Raw genomic sequence first — 15,056 nt, 5'->3', positions numbered from 1 at the left:
TTTCTATCTACCAAAGGAGAAGTGTTATGAACAAAAGATGGGTCACTCTAATTGCAATCGCTACAATGGCTACCACTGTGCTCTCGGCATGCGGCGGAGACAAAGAAGAGAAGAAGACTGCCGCTGCAGAGGATCTGAACTCGACACTGGAATTAACCTGGCTGAATATTCTGCACACCGCTTCGCCGCCGACCGATACGATCAAATCTCTGCTTGAGGAATACACCAACAGCAAAATCACCTTCAACTGGGTGCCCGATGCTTCCAAGGAAGAGCGGATCACTACGGCGCTGGCCTCCGGGGAGCTTGCAGACATTGTCACCCTGACCATGATGACCAATTCATCGGTTAGAAGCTCACTGAAATCAGGACTGTTCTGGGATGTGGGGCCGTACCTCGCAGAGTTCAGTAATCTGGCGAAGATTGCTCCTGAGCTGAAGGAAGCGGCTTCGATTGAAGGCGTGCTGTACGGCGTTCCCTTCCAGAAGAATCTGGCGCGTTCCGGTCTGATTTTCCGCAAGGACTGGCTGGATAAGCTGGGTCTGCCGGTTCCGAAGACGCTGGATGAGGTCTATGAAGTGGCCAGAGCGTTCACAGAGGACGACCCGGACGGCAACGGTGTGAAGGATACGACAGGCTTCGGGGATCGATCAGAGCTGAAATACAGCAGCTTCAAAACACTAAGCTCCTACTTCGGCACGCCGAATGGCTGGAAGGTGGATGATAGCGGCAAGTTTACCCCTGAATTCGATACCCAAGAGTATATCGACACGATGAATTACTCCAGAAAGCTCTACGAGAACGGATATCTGGCGCAGGACTTCGCAGTTACAGCCAAAACGGACCAGCAGCAGCAATTCGCGCAAGGGAAGACCGGGATCTATACCGGGATGGTGGACATCACCAGTCTGAGAACATTAGCGCAGGATCTGCAGCCGGGCATGGAGCTGGTGCCGGTGAACAAGATTTCTAATGGAGATGGACAGTATCATATCTGGTCCGAGGGCAGCGGGATCGGCGGATTGATGGCTTTTCCGAAATCTGAGGTGAAGACTGAAGCAGAGCTCAAGCGGCTGCTGAAGTTCGTCAATGACCTGATCGATGAGAAGGCGTTCATGCTGATGACCGGCGGGATCGAAGGCACCCACTATGAATATGATGAGAACGGGGCCTTCAAAATTCTGAACACCGAGCTGTGGCAGGCGGATGTGCAGCCTTTCTCCTCCAGCAGACCTAGTGAAATTGCCTATACGCTTAAGGATGCGAACCCTGAGAAGCAGCTGGCCAATGAGCTGATCCGCGAGAATGACAAGTTCGCCGTGCTTGACCCAACCGTTCCGCTGGATTCGGCAACCAATAATGAGCAGGGAACGGAATTGCAAAAGATCATCACAGATGCTACCTTCAAATATATCATGGGCCAATCGGATGAGGCGGCCTTCAAGAAAGCCGTACAGACCTGGAAGGATTCGGGCGGAACCAAGATCACCGAAGAATATGAAGCTGCATACAAACTGACAAAGAAGTAAGCAAGCTATAAACGAAGTCCGGAGTGCGAGAGAGGATGGGAAAAGGAATGCTGGTGGGCAAAGAGGGCTTTTGCGATTACTCTACCATTCAGGCGGCAGTCGATGCCCTGGAACGGCTGGACCCGGAGATAGAGGCCACGCTCTACATTATGCCGGGCGTGTATAAGGAGGAGGTGCGGGTCTACCGCTCCCTTCTCCGTATCATCGGCATCGGACAAGTGGAGATCACGATGAACCGCTATGCCCGGGAGCTGGATGAGCAGGGGGAGGAGATCGGGACCTTTGCGACTCCCACCCTGTTCCTTGGCGGCCGGAAGCTGGTCCTGGAGAATCTGACCGTCTCCAATACAGCGGGGCAAGGCAGCGAGGTAGGGCAGGCAGTAGCGGTGTACGCCCATTGTGATGAGACGGTATTCCGAAATTGTACCTTCAAGGGCCATCAGGACACGCTGTTCACCGGCCCGCTGCCGCCGGCCCCCAGAGAGCGTCTGCTGTTCGGCGGCGTTCCGCTGCGGGAGCATCACGCACAGTACCGCCAGTTATACCAGTACTGTTATATTGAGGGAACGGTAGATTATATTTTTGGGGGAGCAACGGCCTGCTTCGAGCATTGCACGCTGCACAGCCTGCGGAATAGCGGAGGCCATGCAGGCTACATCACGGCAGCCTCCACTCCCGAAGGGCAGGCCTACGGCTACGTGTTCAATCAATGTTATCTGAGCGCTGAGCCGGGAACAGCCCCGGTATTCCTGGGCCGTCCATGGCGGGAGCATGCCAAGACTGCCTTTGTGGATTGCCGGATGGGCCAGCATATCCACCCCCAAGGCTGGACTCATTGGGGCGAGCCTGGGGGTGAGCAAATGGTCAGGTATGCGGAGTACACTTCTGAAGGAACTGCGGCGATTCTGCGGCAGCAGCGTGTGCCTTGGGCTGAGCTGCATGGAAGCGGCACTGCGCGGGCCGGCAGGGACGATGTACTGGCCGGGTTCCATCCGCCGGAAGGATAAGTTATCTTGTGATTATGAGGCAGTGACAATAAAAGGGATGACCCCGCTACACGGGGCCATCCCTTTATTCGAGTCAAGTCTTGCAACACTTACGTGTTCACAACCGCTGTAATCTCTTCGTCCAGCTCCAGCCGTACATCTTCACGGTAGGCACGGATGCCGTATTCGCTGTGTACGTAGCGAAGAATAGACTCAATCATGTTGGACTCCACCAGGTACTGGCTTCTTCCCTGTATCCAGACCTCTGCGGTGTAGCCGGTGTCCTCATCCCAGCTCAGTTCCACCTGGACTTCCTCTACCCGTACAGCCTTACGTTCCGCCATATGCAGGCAGATCGCATTGATAATCTCGTCCATGCTGAGAACAGTAACACCCATTAGTAGCGTCCGTCTCTTTCTTCCAGCCGGCGCCGCTCCTGTCTGCGCTTGAAGAAGGACATAATCAGCGTAATTACGAAGTAGATGGCCAGCATGTTAATCAGGAATCCGATGATATTTCCAAAAGCGCCCATGCCGGCGAACATTCCGCCGAAGAGGAAGCCGGCGATTCCGCCGATCATCAGGCCTTTCATCAGGCTGCCGCCGCTGAAGAAGCCACGGTTCGCGTTCGCTGCAGTGCCTGTGGTACTGCCTTTAGTGCTATCGCTTTGTTTCACATTATTTGTTGTTGATTTCTTCGGGGTCGTCGTGAATCCCCGGCTTCCTGATTTGAAGCCCCCGCCGCCGCGGCGGGCATCTGCGAAGTCAGGAACAGTGACAGCGAAGAACAGCGTGAAGGCCATAACGATCATCATTACACGTTTCATTGGTTTCATTGAGTACAAGAACCTCCTAGAAGTTTGGTAACACCCAGTTTACCCGGCTGTTGCCCGGTAATACGCAGAGCGGAGGCTGAGGTTTCAAATTTTAATAAATAAGAATTTACACAAAAAAAGCGCGGGTCCGGGACCCGCGCAAACAGCAGTATCAGAGAGTTGCCTTAGTCCGCGTATCCGTCCGAGACAAGCTCAAGCGCTCCGGTAGCCGGATCGATGATCATGCCGTGAATAGGTACGTTTGGGGGGAGTAAGGGATGGCGCTTAATCAGCTCCACAGTCTGAATTACCCCCTCCTCGACATTGTCAAACCCGCGCAGCCATTTCGTCAGCTTAATTCCCGAATTCTCCAGCGTGCTGAGCACTTCATCGGAGACGCCGCGCTCCTTGATGGAGTTAATCATCTTGTCCGCGTTCAGGGAAGCCATGCCGCATTCATAATGCCCGACGACGATGACTTCGTCTGCATCCAGCTCGTATAGCGCAACCATGACGCTGCGCATGACACTGCCGAACGGCTGGGAGATGACGGCTCCGGCGTTCTTGATGATTTTGACATCACCGTTCTTGAAATTCATGGCCTTGGGCAGAAGCTCAACAAGCCGTGTGTCCATGCAGGTGATGATCAGCATTTTTTTATCCGGGAAGCGGCTGGTCAGATAGCTCTCGTATGCCTTTTCCTCTACAAAATGCTTGTTGAACTCCATAATGTCTGTAATCTGACTCATGAGCATGCGCCTCCTTAATTGATTAAACTGTAATCCATTGTACTGCGTCTAGCCGTGAACATAAAGGGCTTCCTGTAATCAAATTTTGCAAAATCTAAGCGGAGCCTGTCTCCGCGCCTGTGAGCCGTTAACTAATTCAAATTTGAAGAGATATCGCCCGAATTTGATTATAGCGATTATAAAAAGTATCATCAAGAGGAGTAGAAAAAAATGACAAGGCAGGTGCTCAGACATGGAACAGCAGGTCCGGGAACAATGGGATAAATTCAGCGAGTTATTATCTAAAATCAAAGGCTATTATGAAGCAATTGGACTTCTGGGCTGGGATCTGCGTACAGGTGCGCCCCGCAAAGGCGTAGAGATCCGTTCCGCCACGCTTGGTATGCTGAGTGCAGAGGCGTTCAAACTCCAGGTATCGGAAGAGATCAGGGCGTTCACAGAGTATCTCAGCCGCCCCGAAGTAGCGGAGCAACTGGATAGCAATCAGAATAAGATTGTGAAGGATACCCGCAAGGAGTACCAGCGCAGTAAGAGCATTCCGTCCAAGACCTTCGAGGAATATTCGGTGCTCACCGCCCATGCGCAGACCGTCTGGGAAGAGGCTAAGGATGATAATGATTTCGCCTCCTTCGAGCCTTATCTAAGCAAGATTGTGGCTTTCAAACAAGAGTTCATTGATTATTGGGGTGTGCAAGGCTCGCGTTATGACACACTACTGGATATGTACGAGCCGGATTTGACGGTTGAGAAGGTGGATGCCATCTTCACCCGTCTGCGCAGCCGCCTTGTTCCGCTGGCCGAAGCGATCAATGCCTCGCCGCACAAGCCTGACACGGAATTCCTGAGCCAGATCTTCCCTAAGGAGCAGCAGGAGAAATTCGGCCTCTTCTTACTAGAGCAGATGGGCTATGATTTTGAGGCAGGACGTCTGGATGAGAGTGTGCATCCGTTCGCAACAGGCCTGAATCCAGGCGATGTACGCATCACAACGAACTATCTGCTCGACAATGTGACCAGCTCCATCTTCAGCTCGCTGCATGAGGGCGGACATGCCCTGTACGAGCAGAATTTCGGAGAAGAGCTGATTGGTACACCGCTGGCACAGGGTGCTTCCATGGGAATTCATGAATCCCAGTCCAGGCTGTGGGAGAATATGATCGGCCGCAGCCGGGCTTTCTGGCAGCGTTACTATGGCGATCTGCAGCAGCATTTCCCGGAGCAGCTTGCGGACGTGGAGATGGAAGACTTTTACCGGGCGATCAACAGTGTAGGCAACTCCTTCATTCGGATCGAAGCTGATGAACTGACGTATAACCTGCATATTATTGTGCGCTATGAGATTGAGAAGCTGATTTTCAATGAAGGCCTTGAAGTTAAGGACCTGCCTAAGACCTGGAACGCGAAGTATCAGGAATACTTAGGGATTACACCGCCTACGGATGCGCTTGGTGTGCTGCAGGACGTGCATTGGTCCGGTGGAGATTTCGGCTATTTTGCTTCCTATTCCCTGGGTAACATGTATGCGGCCCAGATGCTGAACACCCTGCGTAAGGAGCTGCCGGAGTTCGAGGAGCTGATTGCCGCCGGTAACCTGCTGCCGATCAAGGAATGGCTGACGGGCAAGGTATACCGCTACGGCCAGAGCCTGACCCCTTCGCAGATTATCGAGCAAGTCACAGGCGAACCGCTGAATCCCGATTATTTGGCAGATTATCTGGAAGCGAAGTATACCGAGCTTTACAAGCTATAAGAATTGAATAAGCCTTGCTGCATCAGCAAATGATGGCTTCTAGGCGGTTGAATGATACAGCAGCAGCCTGCCCTGCGGCATCCGTAAGCTGGAAGGACTTCGGAGAAACGGCTATAATAGAAGGAAACCGCAAACGGAAGGAATCGTGGTATGGCTAATACTCACACTTACAGCCGCAAGGAAGAAGTTGCTAATGCGGTTACTCACGGGATCGGCGCTGTCTTAAGCATTGCTGCATTGGTGCTGCTGGTCGTATATGCTGCTCAGAATGGCACAGCCTGGCATGTAGTCAGTTTCTCCATTTATGGCGCTACTATGCTGCTGCTGTATTTTAATTCAACGATGGTGCATAGTCTCAGGGAGGGGAAAGCGAAGGATTTCTTTGAATTTCTTGACCATTCCTCAATTTATTTATTCATTGCCGGAACGTATACCCCGTTTATGCTGGTGGCGATCCGCGGACCGCTGGGCTGGACTTTATTTGGTATCGCTTGGGGCGTGGCGGTATTCGGTGTTTTCTTCAAGGCCTTTTTCGTCAAAAAATTCCTGTTCATGTCCACCATCTTCTATATTGCGATGGGCTGGATGATCGTAATCGCCTGGAGCCCTCTGTCCCAGGCTGTTGCCAGCGGCGGGATGACACTGCTGGTAGCAGGGGGGCTGATGTACACGCTCGGCACCGTCTTTTATGTATGGCGGGGCTTCCCGTATCATCATGCGATCTGGCATTTATTCGTGCTTGCCGGAACCGTCCTGCACTTCTTCGTTGTATTGTTATATATTCTCCCTATTCATTAAAAGCGGAATATATGAGGCAGGAATGGCGCCGGATTTCAGCGCAGGAATGCCGGTTTTAGACAAAGTGAAAGATGACAAGTAAAAAGACTTGACATCTTTCTTTGTTTTCGGTATCATAAGGGACGTTGTGAAGCTGTAAAGTGTTTTTCCTTGACGAAGGGAGTGCCCTTAATGAGTCAGGAGAATAGGCTCGAGAAAACCAACCGGATCAACCTGTTATTCGCTTTCTATGAACGGCTGCTTACTGACAAGCAACAGACGTTTCTCAAATATTATTTCCATGATGATTTCTCCCTGGGGGAGATCGCAGCGGAATTTGAAATTAGCCGCCAGGCTGTGTATGAGCATATCAAGCGGGCGGAGCAAGTGCTTGAGAATTATGAAGAGAAGCTTGGACTCCTGTCCAAGCATGAAGACCGTAACAAATACTTAGAAGAAATGCGCAGACTGCAGGATACGGCAATGCTGCCTGAGCAATATAAACAGCAGTTCATGGAACTCATGGACCGGCTGCAGAAGTTAGAGTAGGAAGAAGGGAGCGAGCCGCCTATGGCATTTGAAGGATTAACCGGAAGATTGCAGAATGTGTTCAGCAAACTGCGCGGCAAAGGGAAAGTATCCGAAGATGACGTAAACGAAGCGATGCGTGAAGTGCGGCTGGCCCTTCTGGAAGCCGATGTTAACTTCAAGGTCGTCAAGGACTTCGTGTCCAAGGTGAAAGAGAAGTCTGTTGGCACGGAAGTGATGGACAGCTTCACGCCAGGCATGGTCATCATCGATATTGTTAACAAGGAACTGACCGAGCTGATGGGTGGAAGCCAGGCGAAGCTGGCTAAGTCGAACAAGCCGCCGACAGTCATTATGATGACGGGTCTGCAGGGCGCAGGGAAGACGACCACTTCCGGTAAGCTGGCGAAGCTGCTGCAGAAGGGCAATCACCGCCCGCTGCTCGTAGCTGCCGATATCTACCGTCCGGCTGCGATTAAGCAGCTGCAGGTGCTCGGAGAACAGATTAAGGTTCCTGTCTTCTCGCTGGGTGATCAGACCAGTCCGGTAGAGATTGCCAGACAAGGTGTTCAGCATGCGAAGGATAATAACCTGGATTATGTCCTGATCGATACGGCAGGCCGCCTGCATATTGATGAAGAGCTGATGGAAGAGCTGAAGCAGATTCATAACGTTGTAACTCCGGATGAAGTGCTTCTGGTAGTCGATGCTATGACCGGTCAGGATGCTGTGAATGTGGCGGACAGCTTCAACAAGCAGCTGGAGCTTACCGGCGTAGTGCTTACGAAGCTTGACGGCGACACCCGTGGTGGTGCTGCGTTATCCGTCAAGGCGGTCACCGGCTGTCCGATCAAATTCGCCGCTCTGGGCGAGAAGATCGATGCGCTGGAGCCGTTCCATCCGGAGCGGATGGCTTCGCGGATTCTCGGCATGGGCGACATGCTGTCGCTGATTGAGAAGGCTCAGGCCAACATCGATACCGAGAAGGCCAAGGAAATGGAACGTAAGATGCGTAATGCAGAGTTCACGTTCGATGATTTCCTGGAGCAGATGGATCAGGTGAAGAAGCTTGGCCCGATCGATCAGATTCTTGATATGCTGCCTGGCATGAACAAGGCCAAGGGCATGAAGGACCTGAAGGTGGACGATAAGCAGATGGGCCGCGTTGAAGCCATTGTTCATTCCATGACCAAGGCCGAGAAAGCCCAGCCTGAGATTATCAACCATAACCGCCGCAAGCGTATTGCAGCAGGCAGCGGTACCAACGTCGCTGAAGTGAACCGGCTCATCAAGCAATTCGATGAAATGCGCAAGATGATGAAGCAGTTCTCCGGCATGATGGGCGGCGGAGGCGGCAAGGGCGGTAAGAAGAACGCCATGAAGCAGCTCAAGGGCCTTGCCGGCAAAGGCGGCATGAAGTTCCCGTTCCGTTGATCTTCTTTCCCTATATTTCGATATTCTTTTAAGGAGGTGAATTTCGTGGCAGTACGTATTCGTTTGAAAAGAATGGGAGCACATAAAGCGCCTTTCTACCGTGTAGTGGTTTCCGATTCCCGGTCTCCTCGTGACGGCCGTTTTATCGAGGAAATCGGTTATTATAATCCGATCGAAGTACCGGCAGTCGTTAAGATTGATGAAGAGAAGGCTCTTAAATGGCTTCAGACAGGTGCACAAGCATCTGATACCGTCCGCAACCTGCTTTCCAAAGCTGGCGTGATGAAGAAGTTCCATGAGTCAAAGCTTCAGAAATAATGACTGATTGCGAGGGTCCTCTATGGAAGAATTAGTTGGTGTTATTGCTAAGGCTTTAGTGGATCATCCGGAGGATGTGGCCGTACGGACCGTGGAGAAGGATCACTTGATAGTCTATGAGTTATCCGTGCATCCTGATGATGTCGGCAAGGTCATCGGCAAGCAGGGACGGATCGCCAAAGCGCTTCGTACCGTAGTCACATCTGCAGCAGTCAAAAGTGATAAACGCGTTACCGTGGATATTTTATCTTAAGGATGCGCACAAGGAGGGGCTAGGGATAGTATATCCCGGCTCCTTTTTGTTGAAAATATAAGAATTTATAAGCTGAATAATTAAAGTGAAGGAGATGAACATATGACAGAAGAGTTAACCGTAGGCAGACTGGTGAATACGCACGGCATCCGCGGGGAGATCAAAATCCTGTCGCATACCGATTTTCCGGAGGTTCGGTTTGCTCCCGGCAACAAGCTGCTGCTGATTCCCGCAGACGGAAGCCCGAAATTCGAGGTTACGATCGAAGCGGCGAGAGAGCATAAAGGGATGTATATCGCGAGGCTTAAGGGGTATACGAACATTAATGAGATTGAGAAGTATAAAGGCAGTATGCTTAAGGTACCTAGTGATAATCTGGTTGAGCTGCCGGAGAACGAATATTACTTCCACCAGATCGTAGGCTGTGAAGTCTACACAGATGAAGATGCCAGCCAGCCGCTGGGAACGATTACAGAGATTCTGCAGCCCGGGGCCAACGATGTCTGGGTAGTGAAGCCGAAGAAGGGCCAGGATATTCTGATTCCGGTTATTAACGATGTAGTGCTGGACGTCAATATTGCAGCCAAAAAAATTACTGTGCACCTTATGGAAGGGCTGCTCCCATGATCCGCATCGACGTGCTGACGCTGTTCCCGGATATGTGTGAAGGCGTCTTCGGCACCAGCATTCTCGGTAAGGCCCGTGAGAAAGGCATTGCTTCACTGAACACTGTGAACTTCCGCGACTTCTCGGGCAACAAGCATAACAGCGTGGATGATACGCCTTACGGCGGAGGGGGAGGGATGGTATTGAAACCTGACCCTATCTTCGCAGCGGTGGAGCATGTGCTGGCTCAGAGTACCGCCGGAGGGGAGCAAGGTGAGAGCGGGGATACAGAGGCAGTGAAGCCGCGTATTATTCTGATGTGCCCTCAGGGCCGGACCTATAACCAGCAGATCGCCGAAGAGCTGGCACAGGAACAGCACCTGATCTTCATCTGCGGTCATTATGAGGGCTATGACGAGCGAATCCGTGAGCATCTGGTGACGGACGAGCTGTCAATTGGCGACTATGTGCTGACCGGCGGTGAGTTGCCTGCTATGACCGTAATAGATTCGATCGTGCGGCTGCAGCCGGGGGCCCTGGGGAACGAGACCTCTGCCATCTCCGACTCCTTCAGCACCGGGCTGCTGGAGTACCCGCATTATACCCGCCCGGCAGAGTTCCGGGGCTGGAAGGTGCCGGACATGCTGCTCAGCGGGCATCATGCCAATATCGAGGTGTGGCGGCGAGAGCAGGCGCTTCAGCGTACCCTTGAACGCAGACCGGATCTGCTGGAGACGGCTGAGCTGACGGTGAAGGACAAGCAGACGCTGAAGCGGCTGCAGGAGCAGGCAAGCCTCAAAAATAATTAATTGTAAATTTGGGCCTGAATAGAGTCATAGCTGGCGTCTTTTTAACGTATATTACGTTAGGGAGGCGTTTTTTGCTGTGTGCTGGGGATTGTAAGACATGTTTCATGGAGGTGACAGGTAGGCAGGAAGAGTAGATTTTTATTTTGAAAATAGAAGCAGGGGTGTGTCGGTACCCGTGTGCAAGGGTAATAATAAGAGGCGCCGCAAGAGTAGATGCAGCTTAAGACACAGCTAGCTTAACTATCGAAAGGAATGACTGAAGTGACTACGAATACGCATGAACCATTCAAGCCAGCCGTGGACACAGTCCACAACAAAGAGGCGGAGCCGCTCCGCACAGTGAGTGATATTATCGATTTCTATAAGAATCGTAAATCATAACTAAGATATGCAAGGAATGAATTAGACCCTGGTATCAGGTTCCATAGCCTCAGTAATACAGCAGATTACACCAATAACCGCTTGAGCAGAAGGACGTAAGATCCTGATGGCTCAAGCGGTTATTTTTAAGATGATACCACATAAAAAAAGACCGTCCGAAGACGGTCTCTCTACCCGAGGCGCTAGTTTGTAACTTTGATCCGTATCCCGCGCCACCAAGGCTACAACATTCAGCCGTTGGTCCGGGTAAGGGATACGTTCAGCATGTCATGCTTGATGTGAACGCACCTCCTTTCCTTGTGCCAAGAGTATAGCACAGCCTTTACGGAAAATCCATTAAATTTTAATAACATCCGAAAAAATATTGAACTCTATAAAAATACTGAACTCTATTTGAAACGGCTGCGTGAGTAGGGTATATTTATAGTATAAGCAGCAAGTAACCGCTTACTGGCATATTTTACATCGGGTGAACGTATCTTAATCATAGGTACGCGGTAAACGTAAGGCCGCTGTATTGTATTGGATTCTGTTTGAAATGTCGGGGTATAGCGCAGCCTGGTAGCGCGCACCCTTGGGGTGGGTGAGGTCGCAGGTTCAAATCCTGTTACTCCGATTATACTAATGTATCAAGGTTATAGCCACTTTTTAAAGGAAGCTTTATTTTGTTGTTAAAATTTTGTTTGACGCAGAAGAGGATGCTAGTAGTCTCGAATTATAATACAAACTGTAATACAAAGGTGTAATACTTGTATTACAAAGTAAAACAAAACGTGATATACTATAGTCAACAAAAAGAGCCGTGCGGTCAACACGACTCCCCTGCGCAATAGAGCCGCTTTTAAGGGCGGTCAGCTTTAGTGGAATGACGGATACAAATAGACCGATTCCTAACCGGGGCGCGGTCTATTTGCGTTTATGGAATGAATGTATTAGAACAACCAGAGTCGCAAATGAGATCATTAGCGTTAAAGTGTCTTTAACTTCCACAAGGCATCCCTCCCTTCTAGAGAGGTAGCCGACACGCCTCTATAAGCCTATTCTATTGCTTCTGTGATTATATCATATTTTTTAGATGAGTGGCAGATATTTCCACTCTTTTTTGCGTTGTTTTAAAGTCAAAAAAGGTATGAACAGACGTATACCACAAGACAAGTTTTCAGATGTGTTTTTAGCGACAAAAAGAGTTGAGCCGTCCAATTAACATTACAACACAAACAAACACTATTAGTATTGATGAGACGTTACAAATAACTTACATAAAAAACACTTCCGTCAGCGTGTTACGCTCTGTAGGAAGTGTTTTTATTTTGAGGATAAGACCCAGGTGCGGTTAAGTTAATACCTGCCCCTGTCTCCATCCCGGCGGGTAAGCATGATGACTCCCGTGACCAGTGAATACAAGGCAACAACCATAAGCAATACAATGGCCCAAGTATAATTGCGCACCGTGTAGGTGAGCGAAGCGAAGATGATAAACCAGGCGATCCGCAGTACTCCTTCATTAATAAAACGTCTGCCTGCTGTACTCATGATTCCTGCCTCCTTATGGATTGTAGAAGATTGTTCACAACCGTAAGCGGTTAATTGTTTTTGTTACTTTAATATTACCCCTTTTTCCACAAAATTGATACACAATGTTCACAAGTTCTTCATTTCACAGCTATTTTACTTATAGACAGCTGCTGCGTGACGATAGCCGTTACCGGCTTATCCCTCCCCTCATAAGATACAGAACCACGATTAAGGAGGAAACAGCAGATGGAAGCTTATTATAATTGTCTCCATTGCAAAGATAAGCGTGTACGTATTATGACTTCTGACGGCAAACGCCATGAAGGAATTATTGTGGATGTGGACCGGAACAATGTGTATCTTAAAACAAAGGGCAATGGCAGAATGCAAACCTCGGCCTTTTACCCGGGCGGTGCGGGAAACTACTATGGCGGCTACTATGGCTACGGCAGTCAGATCCTTACCTTGAGCCTGTTCACGCTTTTGGCAATTGCACTAATCTGACGATAGGCTGAACAAGACAAAAGTGGGCTCCTGGAAGTCAGGAAGGCCCACTTTTGGCGTAATGACAGGTTGATTTAGTTAACGGATATGGCTCCGATCTGCGTGGTTAACGATACCAGCGGACCGCCGCCGTTATAATCCTTTGATGTACCGTTGTCGGTGCCGGAGATATGGCCGAGTTCGCTGCGGGCTTTGACCGTACATGCGGTTGATGCTGACAGATCGGCGGAGATTCTTCCGATATCGCTCTTAGCCTTGAGGCTGCTGCCCTTTGTCATGCTGGATACTCCAAGCTCAATACTTCCCGTATTTGACTCTACACTGGACTTGCCTGTGAACACGGTGTCTTGCAGGATGATGCTGCCCACATTGCTGTTAATCTCAAAAGTCCCCTCTAGCCCGCGGAGCTGAACAGTGCCTACATTATTATCAATCTCAAACCGGTCAACGGTCTCTGGAATCCCGATTACATAATTAATGCTGAAGTTGGAATCACCGTACTCATGCTGCGCCCATTCCCAGAGGTCCTTCTTCGCATTGCCTTCACCATGAGCAGAGACGATTAGGGCGTCTCCTTTGTGTTCGATAGAAACTTCCGTATGATCCAGCACGCCGGATACCAGCTTGTGGCCTGTCTGCTCATGCACGATGACGGTGGCCTGGACAGTTATCTCATCACCTGAAGCTGGCACTACTTCCACTTCACCCACTGCATTGTCCAGCTTAAGCACGGAAGCCGAAGCAATAGGCAGGGAGGTGGAGAATTCCCGGCTAATTCCGCTAGTGTTCATTTGATCTTCAATCATGCCTGTTATGTTCTGGGTCGCGTCACCTACAGCAGCACTGGCATCGCTGAGACTCTGCTTCACGGCTTCGGCTGCCTCTTGTGTGAAGCTGCCGGAGATCGTCTGCTCCAATTGATTATCCGCCGCTTCCTTGCCGGGAAGCTCCCGGCAGCCGGTAAGTGCAATAGAAAATACGGCCATGGCTGCAATAATTGCTGTACTGTGATGTTTCTTCATTTTATATAGGCCCTCCTAAAGGCATGATTATTTGCTTATGTATACTCAATATTATATATTATGGGAAAACACTGGATAACAGCCTGGCGGCGGGTTGTTCTACTAGACTATAGTCCAGTAAGCGTTCGGCTACATTTCAATCCTGCATTATGGTACACTTGCGTTAGATGAAGGACCGGAAGAATGAAATGTGACAGCTGGAGGGCCGGTACGGAAGCAGACCCGGGAGACGGTCTGTTTACTATTTTGACTGAATAAGTCAGAGGGGCGGATGAGCCAAATGCAGTATGCAGCATTCCTGATCGTTGTGTTGGTGGGCGCAGTTGTCTATACCGTGTACCGCAGCCGGATGAGCCAAGAACAGTCTGAAGCGCCGAAGCAGGGGAAGGCGAGTAACGTAATTTCTATGGAAGGGCACCGTAAGGCCAAGCAGAATGCTGCGGATCAGCAGTGCTCCTCCTGCAAGAAGAAGAACGGCAAGCTGATCTTTTATGCCCAGGATGACGGAAGTGTGGTCGGACTCTGCAAGGATTGTAAGGTGAAGGCGAAGAAACGGGATATGCTGCCGCTTTAATTCTATAAACTAAAAATAACTATTGCAGACGCCTTTTGTTTGTGATAAAATTACTTCTGTTGTGTGGAATACGGTGGTCCTCTGCGGATAATGAGGGAGAGCAATGGCTCTCCGGAAGAGGCAAGAACACCTGTACGGAAGGAGGAAGTCCTTAATGAATATCCTACAAGCAATTACACAAGAGCAACTTCGTAAAGATATCCCGAGTTTTCGCCCGGGTGACACTTTGAAGGTGCATGTAAAAGTTATCGAAGGAACTCGTGAGCGTATCCAGTTGTTCGAAGGCGTTGTAATCAAACGTCGCGGCGGCGGTATCGGTGAGACTTTTACGGTTCGTAAAATCTCTTATGGTGTTGGTGTGGAAAGAACATTCCCAGTCAACTCCCCTAAACTCGAGAAAATCGAAGTGGCTCGCCGCGGTAAAGTTCGTCGTGCGAAGCTGTACTATCTTCGTGACCTGCGCGGTAAAGCTGCAAGAATTAAAGAAATTCGTCGCTAGAATAGTGA

Annotated in this window: 20 protein-coding genes and 1 tRNA gene; 15 read left to right on the top strand and 6 right to left on the bottom strand. The window is 50.3% G+C overall.

All coding sequences use genetic code 11. The annotated features are described in order from the left end of the window. Window positions 1-26 precede the first annotated feature (26 nt). Complete coding sequence (locus tag MKX63_RS31420; protein ID WP_341022743.1) at window positions 27-1,529, top strand: extracellular solute-binding protein; 1,503 nt, start codon at window positions 27-29, stop codon at window positions 1,527-1,529. A gap of 47 nt (window positions 1,530-1,576) precedes the next feature. Then, the gene (locus tag MKX63_RS31415; protein WP_341023382.1) at window positions 1,577-2,536 is read left to right on the top strand and encodes a pectinesterase family protein; all 960 of its coding nucleotides are present in this window, start codon (window positions 1,577-1,579) and stop codon (window positions 2,534-2,536) included. Window positions 2,537-2,625: 89 nt separating this feature from the next. On the opposite strand, the gene MKX63_RS31410 is transcribed toward MKX63_RS31415, so the two are convergent. The 3 genes from MKX63_RS31410 to MKX63_RS31400 form a co-directional block, all read right to left on the bottom strand. After that, the gene (locus tag MKX63_RS31410; RefSeq protein WP_036701193.1) at window positions 2,626-2,913 is read right to left on the bottom strand and encodes a YxcD family protein; all 288 of its coding nucleotides are present in this window, start codon (window positions 2,911-2,913) and stop codon (window positions 2,626-2,628) included. Then, a complete protein-coding gene (locus tag MKX63_RS31405; RefSeq protein ID WP_445323549.1) occupies window positions 2,913-3,350 on the bottom strand; it encodes a hypothetical protein in 438 nt (145 codons plus the stop codon). The genes MKX63_RS31410 and MKX63_RS31405 overlap by 1 nt, the downstream gene beginning before the upstream one ends. 164 nt (window positions 3,351-3,514) lie before the next feature. After that, complete coding sequence (locus tag MKX63_RS31400) at window positions 3,515-4,078, bottom strand: beta-class carbonic anhydrase (RefSeq protein ID WP_036701195.1); 564 nt, start codon at window positions 4,076-4,078, stop codon at window positions 3,515-3,517. Window positions 4,079-4,310: 232 nt separating this feature from the next. Between MKX63_RS31400 and MKX63_RS31395 the strand changes: the two genes are divergently transcribed. The 10 genes from MKX63_RS31395 to MKX63_RS31350 all read left to right on the top strand — a co-directional run bounded on the left by MKX63_RS31395 (window position 4,311) and on the right by MKX63_RS31350 (window position 11,550). After that, on the top strand, window positions 4,311-5,828 hold the full coding sequence (locus tag MKX63_RS31395) for a carboxypeptidase M32 (protein ID WP_341022742.1): 1,518 nt from the start codon (window positions 4,311-4,313) through the stop codon (window positions 5,826-5,828). Between the two features lie 150 nt (window positions 5,829-5,978). Then, entirely contained in the window at window positions 5,979-6,626 is a 648-nt protein-coding gene (gene trhA, locus MKX63_RS31390) for a PAQR family membrane homeostasis protein TrhA (protein WP_341022740.1), read from the top strand. Between the two features lie 171 nt (window positions 6,627-6,797). Continuing rightward, a complete protein-coding gene (ylxM, locus tag MKX63_RS31385) occupies window positions 6,798-7,154 on the top strand; it encodes a YlxM family DNA-binding protein (RefSeq protein ID WP_341022739.1) in 357 nt (118 codons plus the stop codon). A gap of 21 nt (window positions 7,155-7,175) precedes the next feature. Then, window positions 7,176-8,567: a signal recognition particle protein gene (gene ffh, locus MKX63_RS31380; RefSeq protein WP_340753146.1), complete on the top strand. Its 1,392-nt coding sequence runs from the start codon at window positions 7,176-7,178 to the stop codon at window positions 8,565-8,567. Window positions 8,568-8,612: 45 nt separating this feature from the next. Beyond that, window positions 8,613-8,885 (top strand): 30S ribosomal protein S16, encoded by a 273-nt coding sequence (rpsP, locus tag MKX63_RS31375; RefSeq protein WP_036701203.1) that lies wholly within the window; start codon window positions 8,613-8,615, stop codon window positions 8,883-8,885. A gap of 22 nt (window positions 8,886-8,907) precedes the next feature. Next, a complete protein-coding gene (locus MKX63_RS31370) occupies window positions 8,908-9,138 on the top strand; it encodes a KH domain-containing protein (RefSeq protein WP_020432321.1) in 231 nt (76 codons plus the stop codon). Window positions 9,139-9,240: 102 nt separating this feature from the next. Continuing rightward, complete coding sequence (gene rimM, locus MKX63_RS31365) at window positions 9,241-9,765, top strand: ribosome maturation factor RimM (RefSeq protein WP_341022738.1); 525 nt, start codon at window positions 9,241-9,243, stop codon at window positions 9,763-9,765. Beyond that, complete coding sequence (gene trmD, locus MKX63_RS31360) at window positions 9,765-10,553, top strand: tRNA (guanosine(37)-N1)-methyltransferase TrmD (RefSeq protein ID WP_341023378.1); 789 nt, start codon at window positions 9,765-9,767, stop codon at window positions 10,551-10,553. Before rimM ends, trmD begins: the two co-directional genes overlap by 1 nt. Window positions 10,554-10,805: 252 nt before the next feature. Then, complete coding sequence (locus MKX63_RS31355) at window positions 10,806-10,934, top strand: hypothetical protein (protein ID WP_341022736.1); 129 nt, start codon at window positions 10,806-10,808, stop codon at window positions 10,932-10,934. A 542-nt stretch (window positions 10,935-11,476) separates the two neighbouring features. After that, window positions 11,477-11,550 (top strand) — tRNA-Pro (locus tag MKX63_RS31350). Between the two features lie 290 nt (window positions 11,551-11,840). Here the strand turns inward: MKX63_RS31350 and MKX63_RS32625 are convergent. Both MKX63_RS32625 and MKX63_RS31345 read right to left on the bottom strand, forming a co-directional pair. Then, window positions 11,841-11,924: a putative holin-like toxin gene (locus tag MKX63_RS32625; protein ID WP_445323571.1), complete on the bottom strand. Its 84-nt coding sequence runs from the start codon at window positions 11,922-11,924 to the stop codon at window positions 11,841-11,843. A 348-nt stretch (window positions 11,925-12,272) separates the two neighbouring features. Next, a complete protein-coding gene (locus MKX63_RS31345; protein ID WP_341022734.1) occupies window positions 12,273-12,467 on the bottom strand; it encodes a hypothetical protein in 195 nt (64 codons plus the stop codon). 228 nt (window positions 12,468-12,695) lie between these two features. Between MKX63_RS31345 and MKX63_RS31340 the strand changes: the two genes are divergently transcribed. Further along, entirely contained in the window at window positions 12,696-12,953 is a 258-nt protein-coding gene (locus MKX63_RS31340) for a hypothetical protein (protein WP_036701211.1), read from the top strand. A gap of 74 nt (window positions 12,954-13,027) precedes the next feature. On the opposite strand, the gene MKX63_RS31335 is transcribed toward MKX63_RS31340, so the two are convergent. Further along, complete coding sequence (locus MKX63_RS31335; protein ID WP_341022733.1) at window positions 13,028-13,975, bottom strand: hypothetical protein; 948 nt, start codon at window positions 13,973-13,975, stop codon at window positions 13,028-13,030. A gap of 280 nt (window positions 13,976-14,255) precedes the next feature. Here MKX63_RS31335 and MKX63_RS31330 point away from each other — a divergent pair, with 280 nt between their 5' ends. Continuing rightward, a complete protein-coding gene (locus MKX63_RS31330; protein WP_341022732.1) occupies window positions 14,256-14,549 on the top strand; it encodes a hypothetical protein in 294 nt (97 codons plus the stop codon). A gap of 154 nt (window positions 14,550-14,703) precedes the next feature. Next, window positions 14,704-15,048 carry a 50S ribosomal protein L19 gene (gene rplS, locus MKX63_RS31325; protein WP_036701215.1) on the top strand — a complete coding sequence of 115 codons (345 nt, stop codon included), beginning with the start codon at window positions 14,704-14,706 and terminating at the stop codon, window positions 15,046-15,048. Window positions 15,049-15,056: the final 8 nt, after the last annotated feature.

Source organism: Paenibacillus sp. FSL R7-0179 (assembly GCF_038002265.1).
In the GTDB taxonomy this organism is placed as follows: Bacteria; Bacillota; Bacilli; order Paenibacillales; family Paenibacillaceae; genus Paenibacillus_AQ.
Note: the sequence above shows the minus strand (reverse complement) of the source record. Positions and strands in the feature narration are given on the sequence as shown.